The sequence below is a fragment of the Pseudomonas fluorescens genome (genome assembly GCF_902497995.1).
GTDB lineage: Bacteria > Pseudomonadota > Gammaproteobacteria > Pseudomonadales > Pseudomonadaceae > Aquipseudomonas > Aquipseudomonas fluorescens_BK.
Genome location: NZ_CABVII010000010.1, coordinates 109,595 through 130,333 on the forward strand (window position 1 = coordinate 109,595; position 20,739 = coordinate 130,333).

The window sequence follows — 20,739 nt, forward strand, 5'->3', positions numbered from 1 at the left end:
TTTCCTAAGCTTGTCAGCTGAGCCTTGCAAAAAGGCCGACTCGAAGAGAAAACCACCATGAGCGACAACCGACAGTGGGCCCGTGAAGCCATCCGGATCATCGAAGCCGATTTCCAGCGCAGTGCCGACACCCACCTGATCCCTTTGGCGTTGCCGGGTTTGCCGGGCATCGAGTTGTATTTCAAGGACGAGTCCAGCCATCCCACCGGCAGCCTGAAACATCGGCTGGCCCGCTCGTTGTTTCTGTATGCGCTGTGTAACGGCTGGCTCAAACCCGGTGCGCCGGTGATCGAGGCGTCCAGCGGTTCGACGGCGATTTCCGAGGCGTACTTCGCCCGTTTGCTCGGATTGCCGTTCATTGCGGTGATGCCCGCGACCACCTCCAGGGAGAAGATCGAGCAGATCGGGTTCTACGGCGGCAAGCATCATCTGGTCGATGATCCGACGCAGATCTATGCCGAATCCGAACGCCTGGCGCGCGAGCATGACGGGCATTTCATCGATCAGTTCACCTACGCCGAGCGCGCCACTGACTGGCGGGCGAACAACAACATCGCCGAATCGATCTTCCAGCAGATGCGTTTCGAACAGCACCCCGAACCGAGTTGGTTGATTTCCAGTCCCGGCACCGGCGGCACCACGGCGACCCTCGGCCGTTACGTGCGTTATCGTCAGCATTGCACCCGGGTGCTCTGCGCCGATGCCGAGCGTTCGGTGTTCTTCGATTACTACCTGACGGGCGACGCCAGCCTGCGCCTGGATCATGGTTCGCGAATCGAGGGCATCGGTCGGCCACGGGTGGAAGCGTCGTTTTTGCCCAAGGTGATCGATGCGATGGTCAAGGTGCCGGACGCCCTGTCACTGGCGGCCATGCATTATCTGGCGCAGCGTTTGGGACGTCGTGTTGGCGGATCCAGCGGGACCAATCTGATCGGCGCATTGATGGCGGCCCGACAGATGGTAGCGGCGGGGGAGTCGGGGTCGATCGTGGCGATTCTGTGTGATGGCGGTGAGCGCTATGCCACCACCTATTACGATCAGGATTGGCTCAAGGCCCAGGGGTATGCGTTGAGTGGTTTGATGGACGCGGTGGCGGCGAGTGTCGAGCGCGGTGAACCGCTGCCGGACACCGTGCTGCGCGCCAATATCTAAAATTCGACACCCTGTAGGAGCGAGGCTTGCCCGCGAAGAACGATAACGCGGTCTTTCAGAAAAACCACGTTATCGTTCTTCGCGGGCAAGCCTCGCTCCTACAGGGTTTGTGGTGTTCGCGGGTTATTGGTCAGGCTTCCAGGCCGAGGATGTCTCGGGCTACCGCTTCGGCAATCCGAATCCCATCGACACCTGCCGACAGAATCCCGCCTGCATAACCCGCGCCTTCACCCGCCGGAAACAGGCCCTTCACGTTCAGGCTCTGCATCGACTCGTTGCGGGTAATCCGCAATGGCGATGAGGTACGCGTCTCGATCCCGGTCAACACTGCGTCGTGCAGCGAGTAGCCACGAATCTGCTTCTCGAACGCCGGCAAGGCTTCGCGAATGGCTTCGATGGCAAACGCCGGCAAGGCCAGCGCCAGATCACCCAGGGCAACCCCCGGCTTGTAGGACGGCTCGACACTGCCCAACTCGGTGGATGGCTTGCCCGCGATAAAGTCGCCGACCAATTGCGCCGGCGCTTCGTAGTTGCTGCCACCGAGCACAAAGGCGTGGGATTCCAGGCGCTCCTGCAGCTCGATCCCGGCCAGCGGGCCACCCGGATAATCGACGTCCGGGGTGATGCCGACGACGATCCCGGAGTTGGCGTTGCGCTCGTTACGCGAGTATTGGCTCATGCCGTTGGTGACCACGCGGTTCGGCTCGGACGTCGCTGCGACCACGGTGCCGCCCGGGCACATGCAGAAGCTGTAGACCGACCGGCCATTGCTGGCGTGGTGCACCAGTTTGTAGTCGGCGGCACCGAGTTTCGGGTGGCCGGCGTACTTGCCCAGGCGCGCACGGTCGATCAGCGACTGCGGGTGTTCGATCCGGAAACCCACCGAGAACGGCTTGGCTTCCATGAACACGCCCCGCGCGTGAAGCATGCGGAAAGTGTCCCGGGCGCTGTGGCCCAAGGCCAGAATCACGTGTTTCGAATGGATCTGCTCGCCGCCGTTGAGTTCGACGCCGACCAGTTGGCCATCCTCGATCAAGACTTCAGTGACACGCTGCTGGAAGCGCACTTCGCCGCCGAGGGCGCGAATCTGCTCACGCATGTTTTCCACGACACCGGTCAGGCGGAACGTACCGATATGCGGTTTGCTGACGTAGAGGATTTCTTCCGGCGCACCGGCCTTGACGAACTCGTGCAGGACTTTACGCCCGATGAACTTCGGATCCTTGATCTGGCTGTAGAGCTTGCCATCGGAAAACGTCCCCGCGCCGCCTTCGCCGAACTGCACGTTGGACTCGGGGTTGAGTACGCTTTTGCGCCACAGGCCCCAGGTGTCCTTGGTGCGCTGGCGCACTTCGGTGCCGCGCTCGAGGATGATCGGCTTGAAGCCCATTTGTGCCAGCAGCAGCCCGGCGAAAATCCCGCACGGACCGAAACCTACGACAATCGGGCGTTGCTGCAGATCGGCCGGTGCCTGGCCAACCGGCTTGTAGCTGACATCCGGCGCCACGTTGACGTTACGGTCATCGGCGAACGTGTGCAACACCGCCGCCTCATCGCGAACGTTGAGGTCGATGGTGTAGATGAAGCACAGTTCGGAGGACTTTTTGCGCGCATCGTAGCTGCGCTTGAACAAGGTGAAATCGAGCAGGTCATCACTGGCGATCCCCAGGCGCTGCACGATGGCAGGGCGCAGGTCTTCATCGGGATGGTCGATCGGCAGCTTGAGTTCGGTGATTCGTAACATGACGGGATCCGGTTCGCGGGGCGCACAACTGCGCCAAGGCGTTTGAAACCCGCGATTATAAGCCCCAAAGGCGCATACCCGTGAGGCTTAAACGATCAGTCGTCCCGGGATCCGCCGAAATACCCGCAGCCGCGCTGAACCTTGCCATCGATGCGCAGCTCGGCGCTCATGTGCTGGACACTGCCGGTCTTGCTGTCGACACAACGTTGCGGCGCGACCCACAGCTCGATGTGCTGCTTATTGGCTTCGGTACTGAGGTTGAAACGGCCATCGCCCAGTTGCTCTTCAACGTACGGCACCACCAATGGCGGCTGACCGGCACGCTCGATGACCATGCCTTTGGCGCTGACCCTCACGTTCCATTCCGGACCGTGGCCGGCAGCACGCAGGATCAACTTTTTGAAGTCTGGATCCGCACAGGCGGTGCCGGAACGCTCGACGCGATACAGCTGCTGCAGATCGAGTCGGTTATCGGCGCCACTGGCCACGATCCGGCCACGCACGTCGGCGAACAACTTGCCCCGGGCATCGGCCAACGTGGCGGCCTCTTGCAGCACGCTGGTGCCGCCGGTGTCGTTGACCACGTAGCTGCGTTGTTCGTTGCACGGCACAAACAGCAGCTTGCCGTCGGCCGCCGTCAGTTGACCCTGCAGGCGGGTTTGTCCCGCTTGCGAGGCGCTTTCATCCGGGCTATCGAGTAGCTGGCAGGCGGCGAACAGTGGAAGCAGGGCAACAAGGAGTAAGGAACGGGCGACACGCATCTTTGGTTCTCCAGACAAGTGCCGCCACGTTACTCAGCATGACCGTTCATCACAACCCCATGAATGAGGCTTGTCGAGGGTTCGACGTCGGCGCCGGTAACATCCAGCCTTATTTGCGACTTTGGCACCCAGGTTTTTTGCGCTTAACCTTCAGCCTTTACGCTCGGGAGAAAGTTATGCGCGGATCAGGAAGGCTGCTACTGATGGCATGCGCAATGACTGCGGCACTGCCGTGTGTCGCGGCCGACATCGCGTTTTCATCCGCAGCCGATTTCACTGAGATGAGCCTGGAACTCAAGAGGGAAGACAATGCAAATCCGCAGTCCATCGGGCTTCAGGTCACGCTGGCCGCGGATGCGCAACGCCGCCTGGCGCAAGTGACACGTGAGGCAATGAATCAACCCTTGCGGCTGGTCATCAACGGAATGCTGGTGTCGACCGCGACGATAAGAACGGTGGTCGAAGGCCCCAAGCTGATGATCTCCGTACCGCGGGATATCGCCCGCGACCTGGTGCCTACGCTGCTGGAACCTTCGACACGTTAACGCGACGCTGAGCCAGCGCCGCCTGTTGGTTTTGTTCAGCCAGCGTCGACGGGTTCAAGCGCAGTGGCGAGGCGTTGGACAGGCTCTCACTGATCCCACAACCAAAAAAACGGCCCGCGAAGGCTAATGTCAGTCAGTTAAGCTGCAGAACCTGTGGGAGCGGGCTTGCTCGCGAAAGCGGTGGATCAGGCGACATCAATGTTGACTGTGCCGCCGTCTTCGCGAGCAAGCCCGCTCCCACAGGGATTTCGCTTAACTGACTGGCATTGCCCGCGAAGGCCGTTTTTTGGGTTACCGCAAAGGCTTAACCACCGAGGTACGCTTCGCGCACTTTCGGATCGGTCAGCAGTGCTTCACCTGTGCCTTGCATCACCACCCGGCCGTTCTCCAGAACATACGCCCGGTCAGCGATTTTCAGCGCCTGGTTGGCGTTCTGCTCCACCAGGAACACCGTCACGCCATCCTTGCGCAGCTGTTCGATGATGTCGAAGATCTGCTGGATGATGATCGGCGCCAGACCCAGTGAAGGCTCGTCGAGCAACAGCAGCTTGGGCTTGCTCATCAGCGCCCGGCCGATGGCGAGCATTTGCTGTTCGCCGCCGGACATGGTGCCGCCGCGCTGGGCGAAGCGTTCTTTCAGGCGTGGGAAAAGTCCGAGAACCTTGTCCATCTGCTCCTGATAATCACCCTTATCGGTGAAGAAGCCGCCCATGGCGAGGTTTTCTTCCACGGTCAGGCGGGCAAACACCCGACGACCTTCCGGCACTACCGCGATGCTCTTGCGCATGATCTGCGCCGAGGTCTGCCCCACGAGCTCTTCGCCCATGTAGCGGATGCTGCCGCTGTGGGCCTGCGGCGAGCCGCAGAGGGTCATCAGCAGGGTCGACTTGCCGGCGCCGTTGGCGCCGATCAACGTAACGATTTCGCCCTGACGGATTTCCACGTTGACGCTGTGCAGGGCCTGGATCTTGCCGTAGAAGGTGGAAACGTTTTCGAATTGCAGCATTTACGCTTCCCCCAGGTAGGCTTTGATCACTTCAGGATTGTCGCGGATCTGTTCCGGCGTGCCATCGGCCAGGGGCGTGCCCTGGTTGATCACGACGATGTGGTCGGAAATGCTCATGACCAGTTTCATGTCGTGTTCGATCAGCAGCACGGTGACGTTGTGCTCTTCACGCAGCATGCTGATCAGCGCCTTCAGGTCCTCGGTTTCCTTCGGGTTCAGGCCGGCGGCCGGTTCGTCGAGCATGAGGATCCGCGGACGGGTCATCATGCAGCGGGCGATTTCCAGGCGACGTTGCTGACCGTAGGCCAGGGTGCCGGCCGGACGGTTGGCGAACGCCTTGAGGTTGACCTTGTCCAGCCAGTACTCGGCGAACTCCATCGCCTCGCGCTCGCTCTTGCGAAACCCCGGGGTCTTGAACAGACCGGCCAGGAAGTTGGTGTTCAGGTGACGGTGCTGGGCGATCAACAGGTTCTCGACCGCAGTCATGTCCTTGAACAGCCGTACGTTCTGGAAGGTGCGCACCACGCCTTTGAGGGCGATCTTGTGGCCGGGCAGGCCTTCGATCGCTTGCCCGTCAAGCAGGATGCTGCCGCCACTGGGCTTGTAGAAACCGGTCAGGCAGTTGAACACGGTGGTTTTGCCGGCGCCGTTAGGGCCGATCAGCGCCACCACCTGTTTTTCTTTCACGGTCAGGGCCACGCCGTTGACCGCCAGCAAGCCGCCGAAGCGCATGCTCAGATTTTCGACTTTAAGGATCTCGCGGCTCATTTGCGCAGCTCCATGTGAGGACGTTGCATGGGCAGCAGGCCTTGAGGCCGCCAGATCATCATCAGCACCATCAAGGCACCGAACATCAACATGCGGTACTCACTGAACTCACGCATCATTTCCGGCAACAGGATCATCACCGTGGCGGCGAGTACGACGCCCAGTTGCGAGCCCATGCCACCCAGCACCACGATGGCAAGGATGGTCGCCGACTCGATGAAGGTGAAGGACTCCGGTGTCACCAGGCCCTGACGCGCGGCGAAGAAGCTGCCGGCGAAACCGGCGAAGCACGCACCGAGGGTAAAGGCCGAGAGTTTGATGACGGTCGGGTTCAGACCCAGCGCACGGCAGGCGATTTCGTCTTCACGCAGCGCTTCCCAGGCACGACCCAGAGGCATGCGCAGCAAGCGGTTGATGACGAACAGGGCGAACAGCGCCAGCAACAGCGCAACCAGGTAAAGGAAGATCACCTTGTTGATCGAGTTGTATGCCAGGCCGAAGTACTCGTGGAAGGTCTGCAGGCCTTCAGCGGCTTTACGTTCGAAGGTCAGGCCGAAGAACGTCGGTTTCTCGATGTTGCTGATACCGTTCGGACCGCCCGTGAGGCCGGTCAGGTTACGCAGGAACAGACGGATGATTTCACCGAAGCCCAGCGTCACGATCGCCAGGTAGTCACCGCGCAGACGCAGCACCGGGAAGCCGAGCAGGAAGCCGAAGGTGGCCGCCATCAGACCGGCGATCGGCAGGCAGATCCAGAAGCTCAGACCGTAGTAGTGCGACAGCAGCGCGTAGCTGTAGGCGCCGACGGCATAGAAGCCGACGTAACCGAGGTCGAGCAGACCGGCCAGGCCGACCACGATGTTCAGGCCCAGGCCGAGCATCACGTAGATCAGCACCAGGGTGGCGATATCCACCGCACCGCGGGAGCCGAAGAACGGCCAGACCAGGGCGCCGATGATCAACGCGATGATGATCCAGCGCTGGGTGGTCGGCAGGGTCAGGAAGGTACTGGCCTTGGCCGGCATCATCGGCATGCTGGGCGAGGATTTCCAGGCTGCGCCGATCTGCTGGTCGAACAGCACCCGCAGGAACATCAGCACCGAGCACACGGCGATGGTGATCAGTGTGGCGTCACTGGTGCCATGGACTTCGAGGTTGATGCCGACAATGGTCAGTTTCAAACCGAGTACCGGGTAGGCGACGGCCCACACCAGCAAGGCGCTGAACAACGCCTGTTTAAGATTCCTAGTCATACTTTTTCAACCTCCGGGCGGCCCAGCAGGCCGGTTGGCCGGAACAACAACACCAGAACCAGTAGACCGAACGCCACAACGTCCTTGTACTGGTCGCCGAAGATATCGGCACCAAAGGCTTCCGCCACCCCAAGCACGATCCCGCCGAGCATGGCGCCGGGGATGCTGCCGATACCGCCCAGTACTGCGGCGGTGAAGGCCTTGAGGCCGACCAGGAAACCGGCATTCGGGTTGATCACGCCGTATTGCATGCTCAGCAGCACGGCCGCGATGGCCGCCAGCGCGGCACCGATGACGAAGGTCAGGGCGATGATGTTGTTGGTGTTGATGCCCAAGAGGTTGGCCATCTTGATGTCTTCGGCACAGGCGCGGCAGGCGCGACCCAGGCGAGAGCGGGAGATGAACAACGTCAGGCCGAGCATGGCGACAAAAGTCACCACGAACACCACGATTTGCATGTAGGAAACCAGCACTTCTTGTGCGCCACCTGGCCCGATGGAGAAGTTTCCCGGGATCAGGTTGGGGATGGACTTGTCCTTGGAGTCTTGCGCCAGCAGAACCGTGTTCTGCAGGAAGATCGACATGCCGATGGCGGAAATCAGTGGGATCAGACGGTTGCTGCCGCGCAAGGGGCGGTAGGCGATCCGTTCGATGCTGTAGCCGTAGGCACTGGTCACGACGATGGTTGCCAGGAAAGCAGCGGTCATCAACAGCGGAACGCTGTCGAGTCCCAGCATGGCCAGCCCGGCGATGGCGATGAACGCCACGTAGGAGCCGATCATGTACACCTCGCCGTGGGCGAAGTTGATCATTCCAATGATGCCGTAAACCATCGTATAGCCGATGGCGATCAGGGCATACGTGCTGCCAATGGTCAGACCATTAACCAGCTGTTGGAAAAAGTGATAGATGTCAGGCATTACAGCGCTCCTAAAAACCTGATACGCATTTCACTGGTGGAGTCATTTTCCCTCTCGAGCCCCATGGATCTGCACCCACTTGGAATTCGAGATTGGCCAGCGAACCGCTGATGACGGTTTTGAGATTTTCAGGTGGGGAGACTGGCGGATCACGCCAGCGCGGCCCAATACGTTCGTAAAACAAAGCCCACGGCACGCCGTGGGCTTTATTGGCAGTCAGTCAGGCAACGCCTTACTGAGGCTTGGCTTCAGTTTTTGGTTTGCCGAAGTGCCACTCGTAGACCACGAATTTGAAGTCTTTCAGGTCGCCTTTGTCATCGAAGCTCAGGTCGCCGGTCGGCGTCTTGAAGGTGCCTTTGTGGATGGCTTCAGCCACTTTGGCAGTGTCTTCGGACTTGGCAGTCTTGATGGCGTCGGCAATCACGGTCACAGCCGAGTAGGACGGGAACACGAACGGACCGCTCGGGTCTTCTTTCTTGGCTTTGAACGCATCAGCCAGGGCGACGTTGGCCGGATCCTGGTCGAAGGATTTCGGCAGGGTCACCAGCAGGCCTTCGGAAGCTTCCTTGGCGATCTGCGAAATCGAGTCGTTACCCACGCCTTCCGGCCCCATGAACTTGGCTTTCAGGCCTTTTTCCTGGGCTTGACGCAGGAGCAGCCCCAGCTCCGGGTGGTAGCCGCCGTAGTAGACGAAGTCGACATTGGCTTGCTTGAGCTTGGAGACCATCGACGAAAAGTCCTTGTCGCCGGCGTTGATGCCTTCGAACACGGCAACCTTGACGTTTTTGCCTTCCAGGGTTTTCTTCACGGCGGAGGCGATGCCTTCACCGTATTGCTGTTTGTCGTGCAGAACTGCAACGATCTTCGGTTTGACGAAGTCGGCGATGTAATTACCGGCGGCAGGGCCCTGGGCGCTGTCCAGACCGATGGTGCGGAACACCATTTTGTAACCACGGGAAGTGATGTCCGGGCTGGTGGCAGCCGGGGTGATCATGATCACGCCTTCGTCTTCGTAAATGTCCGAAGCCGGTTGGGTGGAGCTGGAGCACAGGTGACCGACGACGAACTTGACGCCGTCGTTGACGACTTTGTTCGCCACAGCCACGGCTTGTTTCGGATCGCAGGCGTCATCGTATTCAACGGCCTGGAGTTTCTTGCCGTCTACGCCGCCTTTGGCGTTGATTTGTTCGATGGCCATTTTGGCGCCACTGAACTGCATGTCGCCATACTGGGCTACAGGGCCGGTTTTAGGGCCGGCGATGCCGATTTTGATGGTGTCGGCTGCGAACGAATGGCTGGCCACCCCGGCCAGAACCATAGCGGCAAACAGTTTGGAAATCTGCTTAGTAGCCTTAGTCATAGTGCTCCACTCTTACTGTTGTAGTTTTTATAGTCCTGGCGCCGTAGCAGCAGAACCGGGTCAGATATCTTCGATACCTTCCGGAAAATGCCCCCGGCAACTGTACCGGTACAGTGTAGAGCGGCGATTGTCAGCCTGTGAAGCTGGCGCCAGGGGGCAAAACCTGAGGGTGTCGCTTAATTGAAAGAAAAAGACAGAATCGCGGCGGGGGTTATAGCTGAAATATCAGCAATCCTTGGCTTTCCTGCTCTTTTCGATCGGTCACTCAATTGCATCCGGGTTTTTCTGCCAGACCACCGACGTTATGATGACGACGATTTCTTTTCCGGACAGGACCCATGACTCAAGAACCTAGCACCCTCTATGCCAAGCTGCTTGGTGAAACCGCATCGATCACCTGGAAGGAGCTGGAACCCTTCTTCGCCAAAGGTGCCCTGTTATGGGTCGCTCCTGGCCTGGATTTGATTGCCGCAGCCGAGGCTTTGGCGACGGATGAAGGCGAGAAAGTGGCTGCCTGGCTGGCCGCCGAGCAGCTCGGCAAGCTGTCTGAAACGCGGGCGCTGGATCTTTTCGAGCGTGATCCCGAGTTGTGGGCAGTGGTCGTTTCGCCGTGGATTCTGATCCAGGAAAGGGCGACGAGCTGAGAGCTTGCACATTATTGGTGCGTCGTTTCGGCGGATAAAAGTGTGTAGGTGAGTAGCGTGATGGCATGTTGCCGTGAAGAAAGGCCACAGAAGGGTCTTGGCGAGGGTGACGTGCGCGTAACGGGAACAGTTTATCGCGCTGCCTTGGGGCTGCTTAATTGTTTCTGATTGTGAGCAAGGCGCCGGGTTTTGCGGCCGGTATTTGACGATCTGCAATCAAGAGGAGGCTAAAGGATGGCAACGCTACCGTCGCTTGGATTTGCCGGGATCGGCCTGATGGGCTTGCCCATGTGCCGACGCCTGCTGGCCGCGGGTTATCCGCTGACCGTGTGGAATCGCAATCCGGCCAAATGTGCGCCGCTGGTCGAGGCTGGCGCGCGACAGGTCGCCACGGCCGCTGAACTGTGCCAGCACGCGCAGGTAGTGATGTTATGCCTGGCGGAAACTTCAGTGGTCCGCGAGGTGGTTTTTGGCGCGGCGGGGGTGGCGCAAGGTGCGAAAAGCGGCCAACTGCTGGTGGATTTTTCCAGCCTGGAACCTGCCGCGACGCGGGAAATGGCCACAGCACTATTCAGCCAGACCGGCATGAGCTGGCTGGACGCACCAGTGTCCGGCGGGGTGGTCGGCGCCGAGGCCGGCAGCCTGGCGATCATGGTCGGCGGCGAAGCCATGGATCTGCAACGAGTCAGGCCGGTATTGCTGAGCCTCGGTCAGCGCGTGACCCACATGGGCGCCGTCGGGGCAGGGCAGGTGACCAAGGCTTGTAATCAGATGATTGTCGCCTGCAATGCGCTGGTGATCGCCGAAGTGGTGGCGTTGGCCGAGCGTTCCGGTGTCGATGCCCGCCTGATCGCCGAAGCCCTGGCCGGTGGTTTCGCCGACTCCAGGCCCTTGCAGATACTCGCGCCGCAAATGGCCGAGAGCCGTTTCGAACCGGTGAAATGGCACGTACGGACGCTGCTCAAGGACCTCGACACCGCGGTGCAGTTTTCCCGTGAACAGGGCTCGGCCACGCCCATCAGCGGATTGGCCGCCCAACTGATGCGCCTGCATGGGGGCCAGGGCTTTTTGGAAAAGGACCCGTCAACGTTGGTGCAGCTCTACCGCCAGCCAGACTCGGAGGGCTGACCGCGCGGGCGTGCTTGCGCAGGTTGATTGAGTGCCTTGAGAAATAAATTGTTGCATGGGCCACGGCTGCTGCCATGGGCAGGTATCAGCTTTACGAATAATTACAGACAGCTTTAGCGGGCCTGACTAGATTGCAGGCTCCGGGACAGTGATGTCCCAATAACAATAAAAGAGACGGACCCATGCAGAACTCGACCCAAGCGGCGAATGCCTGGCGCATTCTGTTCCTGCTGTTCCTGGCCAACCTGTTCAACTTTTTCGACCGCACCATTCCGGCCATCATCATCGAGCCGATCCGCATGGAATGGCACCTCAGCGACTTTCAGCTGGGGATCATCGGCACTGCATTTACCCTCGTCTACGCCATCGCCGGCCTGCCATTGGGGCGACTGGCCGATACCGGCTCGCGCAGCAAATTGATGGGCTGGGGCCTGGCGGCATGGAGCGGGCTGACCGCAGTCAACGGGTTGGTGGGCAGCTTCTGGAGTTTCCTGATCGTGCGCATGGGCATCGGCATCGGCGAAGCCAGTTATGCGCCGGCGGCCAATTCGCTGATTGGCGACCTGTTTCCGGCCCACCGCCGCGCGCGGGCGATGGGCATTTTCATGCTCGGCTTGCCGTTGGGGTTATTGCTCGCTTTCTTCACCATTGGCTGGATGGTCAAGGCGTTCGACAGCTGGCGTGCGCCGTTCTTCATCGCGGCGGTGCCGGGGCTGATCCTGGCGGTCTTCATGTTCTTCATCAAGGAGCCGCAACGCGGCGCAGCGGAAAGCGTGCAGGTCTCGCAGGAACGCGTGGACCGGCCAATCCGTCGCGTGCTGGCAGTGCCGACCTTCCTGTGGCTGGTGATGGCGGGGCTGTGCTTCAACTTCGCGACCTATGCCTGCAACTCGTTCCTGGTGCCGATGCTGCAGCGCTATTTCCTGATGCCGCTGCAGGAAGCGGCAGTGGCGACCGGGGTGATCGTCGGCGTCACCGGGTTGTTCGGCCTGACGCTGGGAGGCTGGGTCGCCGACAAGATTCACCAGCGCATCGCCAATGGTCGCCTGCTGTTTGCGGCCTTCAGCCTGATCATCTCGACCTTGTGCACGGCCTGGGCCCTGCATTCGGGGCGGATCGAGATCGGGGTATTTGTGGCGGTATTCAGTGTGGGCTGGTTGTTTGCCTATAACTTCTACACCTGCGTCTACACCGCCATTCAGGACGTGGTCGAACCGCGCCTGCGGGCGACGGCCATGGCACTGTTTTTTGCCGGGTTGTATCTGCTGGGCGGAGGTCTCGGTCCGGTGGTGGTGGGCGCTCTGTCCGATCACTTTGCCCATGCCGCCATGCTGTCGGCCGGTGCTGAACAGATGACCGAGGCGTTCAAGGCGGTCGGCCTGCATGACGCGATGTACCTGATTCCGGTGGCGCTGTTCTTCACCATGGTGTTTCTGGTCCTGGCTTCGCGGTGTTTTGTGCGCGATGCCAAGCGGATGAAAGAGGGGTTGGTAGGGGGGGTTGAGCCTGGGGTTACTGCGGCGACTGCCTGATCGCCTTCGCGGGCAAGCCCGCTCCCACAGGGTTCAGTAGCGTTCATGGATTTTGTGCTCGACACGGACACTGTGGGAGCGGGCTTGCCCGCGAAGAGGCCATCAGCAACACCGCAGCTATCAAGTAGACAAAAAAGGCCCGCATCGCTGCGGGCCTTTTGTTTTAACGGGGCAGGGCCGGGATCAACCCGCCACCAACACCCGAATCGCTTCCAGTCGCAGCGCCGCCTTGTCCAGCATGGCCAAACCTTGCTCGCGCTGTTTGCGCAGGGCAATCAGTTCGCTGTCGCGCACGGTCGGGTTGACCGCTTGCAGCGCGGTCAGGCGCGCCAGTTCTTCGTCGGTATCGGCGGCCAGGCGACGCTGTGCCTCGGCAACGCGCTCGGCGTGGCGCGGGAAGATCTTCTCTTCGCCGGCGTTGATCCGTGGCGTCAGCTGGTCGCGCTGGGCCTGGATGAACTTGTTGGCGCTGGCGCGAGGCACGCTTTCCAGTTGGTCGTTCAGGGTCTCGAACGAGACCCGGGCCGACAGGTCGTTGCCATTGGCGTCGAGCAGGCAGCGCAGGGCGGCCGGCGGCAGGTAACGGCCCAGTTGCAGCGAGCGCGGGGCAACCACTTCGCTGACATAGAGCAGTTCCAGCAACACGGTGCCGGGTTTGAGCGCCTTGTTCTTGATCAACGCCACGGCGGTGTTGCCCATGGAGCCGGACAGCACCAGGTCCATGCCGCCCTGAACCATCGGGTGTTCCCAGGTGATGAACTGCATGTCTTCGCGAGACAGCGCCTGGTTGCGGTCGTAGGTGATGGTCACGCCTTCGTCGTCGCCCAGCGGGAAGCTGGCGTCGAGCATTTTTTCGCTCGGCTTGAGGATCAGGGCGTTTTCCGAATGGTCTTCGCTGTCGATACCGAAGGCGTCGAACAGGGTTTCCATATAGATCGGCAGCGTGAACTGGTCGTCTTGCTCGAGGATGTCCTCGACCAGCGCGTCACCTTCGCCGGCGCCGCCGGAGTTGAGCTCCAGCAAGCGGTCACGGCCGGTGTGCAACTCGGCTTCCAGGCGTTCGCGCTCGGCGCGGGCTTCGTCGATCAGGGCTTGCCACTCACCGTCGTCGGCGTTTTCCAGCAGCGGCAGCAGGCGCGGGCCGAACTGGTGCTGCAAGGCGTTGCCGGTCGGGCAGGTGTTCAGAAAGGCGTTCAGTGCTTCGTGATACCACTGGAACAGCCGCTCTTGCGGGCTGGTTTCCAAGTACGGCACGTGCACTTCGATGATGTGCTTCTGGCCGATCCGGTCCAGACGACCGATACGCTGTTCCAGCAAGTCCGGGTGCGATGGCAGGTCGAACAGCACCAAATGGTGCGAGAACTGGAAGTTGCGACCTTCACTGCCGATTTCCGAGCAGATCAGCACTTGCGCGCCAAACTCTTCGTCGGCGAAGTAGGCGGCGGCGCGGTCACGCTCGAGGATGTTCATGCCTTCATGGAACACCGTGGCCGGAATGCCGGAGCGCACGCGCAGGGCGTCTTCCAGGTCCATGGCGGTTTCGGCGTGGGCGCAGATCACCAGTACTTTGGTGCGCTTGAGCATTTTCAGGGTGTCGATCAGCCATTCGACGCGCGGGTCGAATTTCCACCAGCGCTCTTCTTCGTTGGCGTCCGGCAGGGCCTGGAAGCTGACTTCCGGGTACAGCTCGGCGTGATCGCCCAGCGGCAGTTCGAGGTATTCGTCCGGGCACGGCAGCGGGTACGGGTGCAGATTGCGTTCCGGGAAACCCTGCACCGCGGCGCGGGTGTTGCGAAACAGCACGCGGCCGGTGCCGTGGCGGTCCAGCAGTTCGCGAACCAGACGGGCGCCGGCTTCGGTGTCGCCATCGTTGACTGCGGTCAATAGCGCTTCGCCTTCATTGCCGAGGAAGCCGTGGATGGTCTTGTGCGCTTCAGGCGACAGGCGCCCTTTGTCCAGCAGTTCCTGAACGGCTTCTGCGACCGGGCGATAGTTTTCGCTCTCGGCGCGGAAGGCCTGCAGGTCATGGAAACGGTTCGGGTCGAGCAGGCGCAGACGGGCAAAGTGGCTGTCCTGGCCCAGTTGTTCCGGGGTTGCGGTCAGCAGCAAGACGCCCGGGATCGTTTCAGCAAGCTGCTCGACCAGGGTGTACTCGGGGCTGGCCTTGTCTTCGTGCCATACCAGGTGGTGGGCTTCGTCGACCACCATCAGGTCCCAGCCGGCGGCGAACAGTGCGTCCTGGGCCTTTTCGTCTTCCACCAGCCACTCGAGTGCGACCAGCGCGAGCTGGGTGTCTTCGAACGGGTTGGAGGCATCGCTTTCGATGAAGCGTTCTTCGTCGAACAGCGCGACTTGCAGGTTGAAGCGACGGCGCATCTCCACCAGCCACTGGTGCTGCAGGTTTTCCGGCACCAGGATCAGCACGCGGTTGGCGCGACCCGAGAGCAGTTGGCGATGGATCACCAGGCCGGCTTCGATGGTCTTGCCCAGGCCTACTTCATCCGCCAGCAGCACCCGCGGCGCAATCCGGTCGGCGACTTCGCGGGCGATGTGCAGCTGGTGCGCGATCGGTTGCGCACGCACGCCGCCCAGGCCCCACAGCGCGGACTGCAATTGGCGGCTGGTGTGTTCCAGGGTGTGATAACGCAGGGAGAACCAGGGCAGGGGATCGATCTGGCCGGCAAACAGGCGGTCACTGGCCAGACGGAACTGGATGAAGTTCGACAGTTGGGTTTCCGGCAGCGTGACCACTTCGTTCTGTGCATTGAGGCCGTGGTAGACCAGCAGGCCGTCGACGTCGTCGACTTCCTGTACGGTCAGTTTCCAGCCTTCGAAGTGAGTGATCGAGTCGCCCGGCGAAAACCGCACACGAGTGAGGGGCGCATTCCGTAGCGCGTACTGGCGAGTGTCGCCAGTGGCCGGATAGAGCACGGTCAACAAGCGACCGTCCTGTGCCAGAACGGTGCCCAAACCCAGCTCGGCTTCGCTGTCACTGATCCAGCGTTGCCCCGGTTGATACTGCTGCGCCATGCTGCCTGTCTCCCACCTTGAAAAAGCGGGCTATCTTAACGGAATGAGGGCTTCAGGGCCAAAGGACTCTCATAAAACTCACGGTATTACCTTAGACTACCCATGCGAGGGGTGCAGGCCGGGGCATCTATTCGTGCCAACCGGGTCACAGTTTGCAACCGATGGCTCAAGTCGCCATCTGCGCAGCCGACAGCCTGCTGACAGGAGACCCATCATTATGCTGCCACCGATGCTCCCCTTGAGTGCGGTTCCGATCACCTCACAACTTGACCCGGTCCGCCCGCGTCCGGATATCCCGCCTGTGGTGCCGGTGCAGGAAAGCTCCAGCGAAAGCACGATCGACCTGCAGCAACGCGATCCGGAAGAAGCGGCCTTTCAATTGCGCGAGGAACAACGTCGCAAGCAGGAGCGGGAAAAGCGTCGTCGAGAAACTGATGACAGCGTTGAAGTACACCTGGCGATTCCCGGTACCGAGCTCAACGCCGACAACACCGTGCCGGTCGTGCCGCTGATTGAAGGCGAGCCGCGTCAGGGTTTGTGGGTCGATATCAAGATTTGAGGCGATGGCTGTTCAGGGTTGCCGTCAGACTGCATTATTATGAAAACCTGCCAAGCGATGTACTGAACGCCATGAGTCAAGACGACAAGCTGATCGACCTCAACACCGAACGCGCCAAGCGGGTTCATGACCTCAACGAAAAACGCCTGAACGAAGTGCGCCAGGCATTTGAACAGGCCATGCCATTGGGTAAAGCGAAGAAAAAGCCGAAAAACAAACCGAAAAAGCGTTGATGTCCCCTGCATCGGTTGATGCAGGTCAATTTTCTCCCTCCTTTACGCCCAGTCTCGGGCGACATTGATCCCGGTCAATATTCTCTTCTGCCTGATTGGTTACCTTAGCCTCATCGCAACAAGGCAACTGCAGGGAGAGCCAGCATGTTTCTCGACAACGTGGTGATCGCCGGAGTGCTGACAGTCGGCCTCATGCTTCTGTTTTTTGCAGGGTTTGGATTTTTTATCTGGAAGGACTCGCATAAGCGCAAGCCATAGGTTTTTGTGGATGTAATGAGCACGCAAGGCATTTTGGGCGACTTCGGTCGCCTTTTTTTTGTCTGCGAAAATATATCGAGGTACATAGATACCCTGTGGGAGCGGGCTTGCTCGCGAAGACGGCATGACAGCCAACATAGATGTTGAATGTTACGGCCTCTTCGCGAGCAAGCCCGCTCCCACATTTGTGCTGCGGTGTCAGGAAGAGCAGGAATAAAAAAGGCGCGAACCTCACGGAACGCGCCTTTTTCGTGCCGCTGTGTATCAGCTGCCGAGTGCCTTGGAAGCCAGCCAGAACAAGCCGGCCGACAGTGCCACGGTCGCCGGCAGGGTCAGGACCCAGGCCAGCAGGATGGTTCTGACGGTACCGCTTTGCAGGCCACTTTTATTGGCGATCATGGTGCCGGCCACGCCCGAGGACAGGACGTGGGTGGTGGATACCGGCAGGCTGAAGATGTTGGCCAGGCCGATCAGGCTCGCGGTAGTGATCTGTGCCGACATGCCTTGGGAGTAGGTCATGCCTTGCTTGCCGATCTTCTCGCCGATGGTCAGTACCACGCGTTTCCAGCCAACCATGGTGCCGAGGCCGAGGGCCAGGGCGACCGCCAGAATCACCCAGAACGGCGCGTATTCGGTGGTGGTGGTCAGATCTTTGCGCAACTTGTCCAGGTCAGCCTTTTCACGGGCAGCGAGGCTAGGCAACTTGCCGACTTTCTTCGCGGTGTCGTCAAGGCACAGCAGGTAGCGACGCACTTCGATGCGGCTTTCCGCCGACAGCGAGTGGTAGTCGGCTACACCCTTGAGGGTATCAAGCAAGGCCGTGATCGTCGGTTCGGTCTGTTGCGGGTTGCAACGGAATTTCTCTGGCAGATCGCCTTCCACGCTTTTGCCCAGGGCCAGGTATTCACCCAGCGTATCGGCATTGCGCTTGTAGAACTGGCTCAGGTGCAAGGTTGCGTCGCGAGTCCGTTCGATCTGGTAAGTCGTGCTGCCCAGGTCGAGCACAAACTGCGCCGGGACGATACCGATCAGCACCAGCATGATCAGGCCGATACCTTTCTGGCCATCGTTGGAGCCGTGCACAAAGCTGACGGCCATCGCCGAAATCACCAGCACCAGGCGGTTCCAGAACGGCGGGTGCTTCTTGTCGTCGATCTTGCGGCGCTGTTCCGGCGTCTTGTGCATCTTCGACAGCGGACGCCACCATTTAAGGCCGATCAATATCAGCGCGGCAACCAGGAAGCCGGCCATCGGCGAGAACACCAGGGAGGCGCCGATGTCGATCGCTTTCTGCCAGTTCACGCCGTCGGCCAACGGAATATCGTTGATCAAGGCATTGGCCAGGCCGACACCGAGAATCGAACCGATCAGCGTGTGGGAGCTGGAAGCCGGGATGCCGAAATACCAGGTACCCAGGTTCCAGGTAATGGCGGCGGCAAGCAACGAGAACACCATGGCCAGCCCGTGACCGGTGTTCACATTGATCAACAGCTCCACCGGCAACAGGTGGACGATGGCATAGGCCACGCCAACCCCGCCCAGCAGCACGCCGAGAAAGTTGAACACACCGGAAAAGAACACCGCCAGATGAGGCGGCATGGCTTTGGTGTAGATAACGGTGGCCACCGCGTTAGCGGTGTCATGAAAGCCGTTGATGAACTCGAAGGCGAGGACAAAGGCCAGGGCGAGCAAGAGGCTCACAAGCACCCAAGCATCCAGTCCGCTGAATAAATCGATCATGAAGGTTTTCTGACCCGGTCGTAAGGGGGCGCGATTATGCCAGAAAAGACCGCTAATCGATGCACTTGCTGCTCATCGGTAACATTCTTCAACGAATTAATTTGTAAAAATACCTTGGTCCCCCGGGTTTTACCGGGTTTTACAAGTCATTGAATTTCTTTGGAAAGCCCCAGGCACAAGGGTTTCTCTCGTAGGACCGAGAGACTTCAACGCTTGTGTGAAATATCTGAAAAGAGGGCCAGACATATGCCATTTACCTCATCCGGTGGGTGAGGCAGGCGCTGCCCGCGGATAACGGGCGCGAAAAGGCAACATCTATACACCCCGCTTGTAAGGGGTGCAGACACCAGGCCCCGAAAGGATTCAGGCCGAGACGGTCACCGCTCTTCGGCTTTGAGTTCCTTTTCCATTTTCTGCAGTTCTTGAGTGAATGCCTGATCCTGAACGGTGGCGCGTTTGCGCCAAGGCTTGCGTTCCGGTTCGGGCTGGGCGGCGTAGGTGGTGACTTCTCCGCCGTAAACGTCCTTGTAGCGTTGTTCCTGACGCTCAAGTTCCGCGCGCAGTTCGTCTTTTGTCACAGTGGTACCTGATTGAAATGAGATTAATTCTGGTGAAACGCGCTGCATCAAACCTATTGATCACACTCGTCGAAAGGACAACACCCGCGAAGGCATCGTTTTCTGGGCATTTACAATCAATACTTCCATGTTGCAGGCGGCCACGGCACCAGAGACAAATAGCTGACGTAGCATCAGACTCCTGTTTCAGCGAGCGCCTGGTCGAAGCCTGTGAAGTGAGCATCTGGCGCTTGCTGCGAGCAGCGACGATGGGACATCGCGCTACCGGATGGCGAACTCGGTAAAAAACCGAGCACCACTGAACTGTATTATAGCGGTCGATTCGAAGAACACTATCGTCAACGAGTTAAAAGTGGTTCTCCCTGTGTGATTGTTTTGTTGTTCGCAACTTCAGGGCCAACTAGGACGCCCCTCTATGTCAGGTTACAGCGGTGTCTTTGCGGCGCCATCAAGTCGGTCAAGTAACGACAATTACATTTACTCTCTTCTGCCTGTGCCCTGCAAGTGTGAACTGCTGCGGGACGGCGTAAATCCGCAAAAAAACATCGGGTGTTGGATAGCATGGATTGCGATTATCGGTTGAGCGTTCGATAATCGCCCAATGTTGGCGCCCATGGCTTGTGCAGAATGTCGGGTGCCGCTTGTAATGCTCGCTGATCCGTGTGGGAAAAGGACCTGATATGAACGATCAAATGCGCAATTCCTTCGCCTCAGTGGCGCCGCCGATCGTTGCGTCGCCGGCCAAGCGGATTCAGGCCATGACCGGAGACCCTGATTTCATGACGTCCCTGGCCCGTGGCCTGGCCGTGGTGCAAGCGTTCCAGGAGCGCAAACGGCACCTGACCATCGCTCAGATCAGCCATCGTACGGAAATACCTCGCGCCGCTGTGCGACGTTGCCTGCACACCCTGATCAAGCTCGGCTACGCCACCACTGACGGTCGCACCTATTCGCTGCTGCCCAAAGTGTTGACCCTCGGCCATGCTTATGTGTCCTCGACACCGTTGGCGGTGTCCGCCCAGCCCTACCTGGACCGCATGAGCGAGCAACTTCACGAGGCTTGCAACATGGCCACGCTGGAGGGCGATGACATCCTGTATATCGCCCGCTCCGCCACCACCCAACGGCTGATTTCCGTTGATTTGTCGGTGGGCGGACGCCTGCCGGCCTATTGCACGTCCATGGGCAGAATTCTGCTCGCCGCGCTGGACGATACTTCGTTGCGCGAGTACCTCGATCATGCGGAGCTGCAAGCCAAGACCAGTCGTACCTTGCACACCCCGGAGGCCTTGCTCGAATGCCTGCAGGAAGTGCGGCAGCAAGGTTGGTGCATCGTCGATCAGGAACTCGAGCAGGGCCTGCGCTCGATCGCCGTTCCGGTGTACGACGCTTCCGGACAAGTCGTGGCGGCCTTGAATGTGAGTACTCACGCCGGCCGGGTCAGCCGCAACGAGCTGGAACAACGTTTCCTGCCGGGTCTGCTGAGCGCCAGCCGAGACCTCAGTGCACAGCTCTTCGCCTAAGTTGT

19 protein-coding genes are annotated in these 20,739 nt (G+C 60.0%); 9 read left to right on the plus strand and 10 right to left on the minus strand.

The genetic code is table 11. The features are described from left to right. Nucleotides 1-57: 57 nt before the first annotated feature. Nucleotides 58-1,152: a PLP-dependent cysteine synthase family protein gene (locus F8N80_RS13765; RefSeq protein WP_150746104.1), complete on the plus strand. Its 1,095-nt coding sequence runs from the start codon at nt 58-60 to the stop codon at nt 1,150-1,152. Between the two features lie 130 nt (nt 1,153-1,282). Here the strand turns inward: F8N80_RS13765 and F8N80_RS13770 are convergent, their stop codons facing one another. Both F8N80_RS13770 and F8N80_RS13775 read right to left on the minus strand, forming a co-directional pair. Next, nucleotides 1,283-2,896: an NAD(P)/FAD-dependent oxidoreductase gene (locus tag F8N80_RS13770; RefSeq protein WP_150746105.1), complete on the minus strand. Its 1,614-nt coding sequence runs from the start codon at nt 2,894-2,896 to the stop codon at nt 1,283-1,285. A 95-nt stretch (nt 2,897-2,991) separates the two neighbouring features. Further along, entirely contained in the window at nt 2,992-3,657 is a 666-nt protein-coding gene (locus F8N80_RS13775) for a COG3650 family protein (RefSeq protein ID WP_150784032.1), read from the minus strand. 215 nt (nt 3,658-3,872) lie between these two features. Between F8N80_RS13775 and F8N80_RS13780 the strand changes: the two genes are divergently transcribed. Then, nucleotides 3,873-4,202 carry a hypothetical protein gene (locus F8N80_RS13780; protein ID WP_224790677.1) on the plus strand — a complete coding sequence of 110 codons (330 nt, stop codon included), beginning with the start codon at nt 3,873-3,875 and terminating at the stop codon, nt 4,200-4,202. 304 nt (nt 4,203-4,506) lie between these two features. On the opposite strand, the gene F8N80_RS13785 is transcribed toward F8N80_RS13780, so the two are convergent. The 5 genes from F8N80_RS13785 to F8N80_RS13805 form a co-directional block, all read right to left on the minus strand. Beyond that, a complete protein-coding gene (locus F8N80_RS13785) occupies nt 4,507-5,208 on the minus strand; it encodes an ABC transporter ATP-binding protein (RefSeq protein ID WP_064676186.1) in 702 nt (233 codons plus the stop codon). After that, complete coding sequence (gene livG, locus F8N80_RS13790) at nt 5,209-5,976, minus strand: high-affinity branched-chain amino acid ABC transporter ATP-binding protein LivG (protein ID WP_150746107.1); 768 nt, start codon at nt 5,974-5,976, stop codon at nt 5,209-5,211. After that, nucleotides 5,973-7,229, minus strand: coding sequence for a high-affinity branched-chain amino acid ABC transporter permease LivM (locus F8N80_RS13795; RefSeq protein WP_150784033.1), 1,257 nt, complete (start codon nt 7,227-7,229; stop codon nt 5,973-5,975). The genes livG and F8N80_RS13795 overlap by 4 nt, the downstream gene beginning before the upstream one ends. Then, nucleotides 7,226-8,149 carry a high-affinity branched-chain amino acid ABC transporter permease LivH gene (gene livH / locus F8N80_RS13800; RefSeq protein WP_150746109.1) on the minus strand — a complete coding sequence of 308 codons (924 nt, stop codon included), beginning with the start codon at nt 8,147-8,149 and terminating at the stop codon, nt 7,226-7,228. The genes F8N80_RS13795 and livH overlap by 4 nt, the downstream gene beginning before the upstream one ends. 232 nt (nt 8,150-8,381) lie before the next feature. Further along, nucleotides 8,382-9,509, minus strand: coding sequence for a branched-chain amino acid ABC transporter substrate-binding protein (locus F8N80_RS13805; RefSeq protein WP_150746110.1), 1,128 nt, complete (start codon nt 9,507-9,509; stop codon nt 8,382-8,384). Between the two features lie 338 nt (nt 9,510-9,847). On the opposite strand from F8N80_RS13805, the gene F8N80_RS13810 reads away from it, so the two are divergent. The 3 genes from F8N80_RS13810 (at nt 9,848) to F8N80_RS13820 (ending at nt 12,813) form a co-directional block, all read left to right on the plus strand. Next, nucleotides 9,848-10,153, plus strand: coding sequence for a DUF2288 domain-containing protein (locus F8N80_RS13810; protein WP_150746166.1), 306 nt, complete (start codon nt 9,848-9,850; stop codon nt 10,151-10,153). Nucleotides 10,154-10,387: 234 nt separating this feature from the next. Further along, nucleotides 10,388-11,281, plus strand: coding sequence for an NAD(P)-dependent oxidoreductase (locus tag F8N80_RS13815; protein WP_150746111.1), 894 nt, complete (start codon nt 10,388-10,390; stop codon nt 11,279-11,281). A 182-nt stretch (nt 11,282-11,463) separates the two neighbouring features. Continuing rightward, nucleotides 11,464-12,813: a spinster family MFS transporter gene (locus tag F8N80_RS13820; protein WP_150784034.1), complete on the plus strand. Its 1,350-nt coding sequence runs from the start codon at nt 11,464-11,466 to the stop codon at nt 12,811-12,813. Nucleotides 12,814-12,996: 183 nt separating this feature from the next. On the opposite strand, the gene rapA is transcribed toward F8N80_RS13820, so the two are convergent. Beyond that, nucleotides 12,997-15,843, minus strand: coding sequence for an RNA polymerase-associated protein RapA (gene rapA, locus F8N80_RS13825; protein ID WP_150784035.1), 2,847 nt, complete (start codon nt 15,841-15,843; stop codon nt 12,997-12,999). Between the two features lie 217 nt (nt 15,844-16,060). Here rapA and F8N80_RS13830 point away from each other — a divergent pair, with 217 nt between their 5' ends. The 3 genes from F8N80_RS13830 to ccoM all read left to right on the plus strand — a co-directional run bounded on the left by F8N80_RS13830 (nt 16,061) and on the right by ccoM (nt 16,893). Then, the gene (locus F8N80_RS13830; protein ID WP_150784036.1) at nt 16,061-16,402 is read left to right on the plus strand and encodes an aspartate-semialdehyde dehydrogenase; all 342 of its coding nucleotides are present in this window, start codon (nt 16,061-16,063) and stop codon (nt 16,400-16,402) included. A gap of 71 nt (nt 16,403-16,473) precedes the next feature. Further along, nucleotides 16,474-16,635 carry a hypothetical protein gene (locus F8N80_RS31170; protein ID WP_007906621.1) on the plus strand — a complete coding sequence of 54 codons (162 nt, stop codon included), beginning with the start codon at nt 16,474-16,476 and terminating at the stop codon, nt 16,633-16,635. A 144-nt stretch (nt 16,636-16,779) separates the two neighbouring features. After that, entirely contained in the window at nt 16,780-16,893 is a 114-nt protein-coding gene (ccoM, locus tag F8N80_RS31995; RefSeq protein ID WP_318185859.1) for a cytochrome c oxidase subunit CcoM, read from the plus strand. A gap of 264 nt (nt 16,894-17,157) precedes the next feature. On the opposite strand, the gene F8N80_RS13835 is transcribed toward ccoM, so the two are convergent. Then, nucleotides 17,158-18,633 carry an inorganic phosphate transporter gene (locus F8N80_RS13835; protein WP_150746115.1) on the minus strand — a complete coding sequence of 492 codons (1,476 nt, stop codon included), beginning with the start codon at nt 18,631-18,633 and terminating at the stop codon, nt 17,158-17,160. 377 nt (nt 18,634-19,010) lie between these two features. Continuing rightward, the gene (locus F8N80_RS13840; protein ID WP_150746116.1) at nt 19,011-19,211 is read right to left on the minus strand and encodes a hypothetical protein; all 201 of its coding nucleotides are present in this window, start codon (nt 19,209-19,211) and stop codon (nt 19,011-19,013) included. Nucleotides 19,212-19,891: 680 nt separating this feature from the next. On the opposite strand from F8N80_RS13840, the gene pcaR reads away from it, so the two are divergent. Continuing rightward, on the plus strand, nt 19,892-20,734 hold the full coding sequence (gene pcaR / locus F8N80_RS13850) for a pca regulon transcriptional regulator PcaR (RefSeq protein WP_150746117.1): 843 nt from the start codon (nt 19,892-19,894) through the stop codon (nt 20,732-20,734). Nucleotides 20,735-20,739 lie beyond the last annotated feature (5 nt).

Bases quoted from the DNA above. Each gene is read 5' to 3' on its own strand.
- livH (WP_150746109.1), bottom strand. From the start codon at position 8,149: ATGCCTGACATCTATCACTTTTTCCAACAGCTGGTTAATGGTCTGACC.
- F8N80_RS31170 (WP_007906621.1), top strand. From the start codon at position 16,474: ATGAGTCAAGACGACAAGCTGATCGACCTCAACACCGAACGCGCCAAG.
- F8N80_RS13815 (WP_150746111.1), top strand. From the start codon at position 10,388: ATGGCAACGCTACCGTCGCTTGGATTTGCCGGGATCGGCCTGATGGGC.
- F8N80_RS13775 (WP_150784032.1), bottom strand. From the start codon at position 3,657: ATGCGTGTCGCCCGTTCCTTACTCCTTGTTGCCCTGCTTCCACTGTTC.
- F8N80_RS13770 (WP_150746105.1), bottom strand. From the start codon at position 2,896: ATGTTACGAATCACCGAACTCAAGCTGCCGATCGACCATCCCGATGAA.
- F8N80_RS13820 (WP_150784034.1), top strand. From the start codon at position 11,464: ATGCAGAACTCGACCCAAGCGGCGAATGCCTGGCGCATTCTGTTCCTG.
- ccoM (WP_318185859.1), top strand. From the start codon at position 16,780: ATGTTTCTCGACAACGTGGTGATCGCCGGAGTGCTGACAGTCGGCCTC.
- F8N80_RS13805 (WP_150746110.1), bottom strand. From the start codon at position 9,509: ATGACTAAGGCTACTAAGCAGATTTCCAAACTGTTTGCCGCTATGGTT.
- F8N80_RS13835 (WP_150746115.1), bottom strand. From the start codon at position 18,633: ATGATCGATTTATTCAGCGGACTGGATGCTTGGGTGCTTGTGAGCCTC.
- F8N80_RS13785 (WP_064676186.1), bottom strand. From the start codon at position 5,208: ATGCTGCAATTCGAAAACGTTTCCACCTTCTACGGCAAGATCCAGGCC.
- pcaR (WP_150746117.1), top strand. From the start codon at position 19,892: ATGAACGATCAAATGCGCAATTCCTTCGCCTCAGTGGCGCCGCCGATC.
- rapA (WP_150784035.1), bottom strand. From the start codon at position 15,843: ATGGCGCAGCAGTATCAACCGGGGCAACGCTGGATCAGTGACAGCGAA.
- F8N80_RS13780 (WP_224790677.1), top strand. From the start codon at position 3,873: ATGACTGCGGCACTGCCGTGTGTCGCGGCCGACATCGCGTTTTCATCC.
- F8N80_RS13765 (WP_150746104.1), top strand. From the start codon at position 58: ATGAGCGACAACCGACAGTGGGCCCGTGAAGCCATCCGGATCATCGAA.
- F8N80_RS13810 (WP_150746166.1), top strand. From the start codon at position 9,848: ATGACTCAAGAACCTAGCACCCTCTATGCCAAGCTGCTTGGTGAAACC.
- livG (WP_150746107.1), bottom strand. From the start codon at position 5,976: ATGAGCCGCGAGATCCTTAAAGTCGAAAATCTGAGCATGCGCTTCGGC.
- F8N80_RS13830 (WP_150784036.1), top strand. From the start codon at position 16,061: ATGCTGCCACCGATGCTCCCCTTGAGTGCGGTTCCGATCACCTCACAA.
- F8N80_RS13795 (WP_150784033.1), bottom strand. From the start codon at position 7,229: ATGACTAGGAATCTTAAACAGGCGTTGTTCAGCGCCTTGCTGGTGTGG.